Annotated in this window: 2 protein-coding genes and 1 pseudogene; all 3 read right to left on the bottom strand. The window is 45.7% G+C overall.

Features of this window, described 5'->3' with window-relative positions:
- Nucleotides 1-480 (bottom strand): biotin-dependent carboxyltransferase family protein (locus WB217_RS01570; RefSeq protein WP_423990022.1); only part of this gene is annotated, 480 nt, incomplete at its 3' end.
- A complete protein-coding gene (locus WB217_RS01575; protein ID WP_423990024.1) occupies nt 477-1,244 on the bottom strand; it encodes a LamB/YcsF family protein in 768 nt (255 codons plus the stop codon). The genes WB217_RS01570 and WB217_RS01575, both read right to left, overlap by 4 nt.
- Before the next feature lie 5 nt (nt 1,245-1,249).
- Nucleotides 1,250-1,966, bottom strand: a pseudogene (gene pxpB, locus WB217_RS01580) (5-oxoprolinase subunit PxpB).
- Nucleotides 1,967-2,199 lie beyond the last annotated feature (233 nt).

A 2,199-nucleotide genomic window follows, 5' to 3' on the forward strand; every position in this document is an offset into this window, starting at 1 on the left:
AACAGCTGGTTTTCCATGGACCACATCCCCTGATTCCAAAGCCCGCCCGTTCAATCCGCCAAGGCTGCCATTAAGGAACGTTGACTTGCTTCCTAAAACAAGCGGAACGTCTATGCCTCCTGCAAAGCTAATATATGCCCTGCTGCCGCTTTTCACCTTTCCAAAAGAAAGAATGTCGTCTACCTTTAAAATAAAGCTTTTCCACATTGGCACTTCCTGTCCATTCACCTTTGGTTCTAAATTCCCTCCGCAAATGGCAATCGAAACATTTGTTAAAACTTCAAGGCTTGGACCAACCATTACCGCCTCAAGTACAGCCTCACCAAGTGGATTCCCTGTCAGGAGATTGGCCATCTGCATGGAATAGGTATCCATTGCCCCAGATGGACTCATGCCGTACTGCTGATACCCGGTTCTCCCCAAATCCTGTACAGATGTTTGAAGACCCGGCTTCAAAACTTTAAAGAGAGGAGCCGTCATTTTGCATCCCAGCTTTTCCCGACGGCAATTCCCTCATTTATTAACGCCTGCTTTAATTTCACCACGAACTCGAGCGTCTGAGGTTCATCACCATGGACACATATAGTATCTGCCTTCATTTTTATATCACTTCCGTCAACTGCCCTGACCTTTCCTTGCTTAACCATGTGTATTACTCTTTCGATTGCATGTTCCGAATCATGGATTATCGCATTGGCCTGTGACCTGGGCGTTAACGTGCCATCAGGCTGATAATTCCTGTCTGCGAACACTTCATGTGCAACCTTCAGGCCCTTCTCTTCCCCAGTCCTGACCAGCAGGCTTCCTGCCAAACCAAACAAAACTAATTGAGGATTAACATCCAGCACTGCCTGGACGATAGCGCCGGCGACAAGCTTATCCCTGGCAGCCATATTATACAAAGCGCCATGAGGCTTCATATGAGAGACTTTTGTGCCGCATGCCTTTGCGGCTGCTTCAAGGGCCCCGATCTGATAGACAACAAGATTGTAAATCTCCTGCTGGGTCAAATGCATTTCTCTCCTGCCAAAACCGTGAAGGTCAGGAAAACCAGGGTGTGCCCCAATTTTCACTCCTTGTGCTTTCGCCATTTTTACCGTTTCCATCATCACATTATGGTCCCCAGCATGAAATCCACACGCAATATTTGCAGAAGTAATGTGTTTGAGAATTTCCGCATCATTGCCAATCTTGAATAGTCCATAGCTCTCGCCCAAATCACAGTTCAAATCCACTGACAGCATCGTATTCACTCCTTGACGTAAGTCTTAAGCTGATAGGACATTCCCATTTCTTTTATATTGAAAAATTCTTCCTGATTGATCGGCACAAATTTTATGTAATCGCCTGCACTCAAAAGGAACGGATCATCCTTTTCCGGATCATATAACCGAATAGGTGTGGCCCCGATAATCCTCCATCCGGAAGGAGTATCTGCAGGATAAATGCCAGTCTGGCTGCCTCCAATCCCTATAGACCCAGGGAATACGCTGAATCGGGGCTGCTCGAGCCTCGGCACGGCAATTTCATCCGGCATGCCTCCGAGATAAGGAAAGCCCGGCATAAATCCCATCATGTAGATCAAATAATCTCGGCCAGCATGCAGGCTGATCACTTCCTGTTCGCTTAGACCATGATATTCCGCCACATATGACAAATCCAGCCCGAATTCCCCTCCATAACAGGCTGGAATCTCGTACACAACAGGCCTGGCTAGCTGAGTTTCTACCGGAGACAGATTGACCTTTTCAAGTTTTCGCTTTAAGACTTCATAGCTGATTCATTCAGGCTCATAATATACAGTCAACGAAGTATACGCGGGCACCCATTCAATGACGCCAATGACTTTTTCTTTTTCCAGCTTTAAGATAAATTGACGAATCCGGCCATTCGTTTCCTCTTTTATTGAATCCCCAAAGGAAATCCGAACAGCCAGATCACCTAACGGTATGATTTCAAATGTCATTTTACTTGCTCCTTTTAAAAATGCGATCCATAGATTGGCATAAACTTTTGTGGTTGTGGCAGTCGCTTTATATACATTCAAATGTTCATTTTCTGAACGTAATTAGAACTTGCCCCTGTTCTATGTGACTCTTTTTCTCTAGCTATCTGGATTCCGGGCACAGAATGGTGGTTTCTGTTACCCTTTTTCTCTAGCTATCCGGATTTCGGGCACAGAATGGGGTTTTCTGTTAC

Source organism: Mesobacillus sp., assembly GCF_049588175.1.
Classification (GTDB): Bacteria; Bacillota; Bacilli; order Bacillales; family Cytobacillaceae; genus Mesobacillus.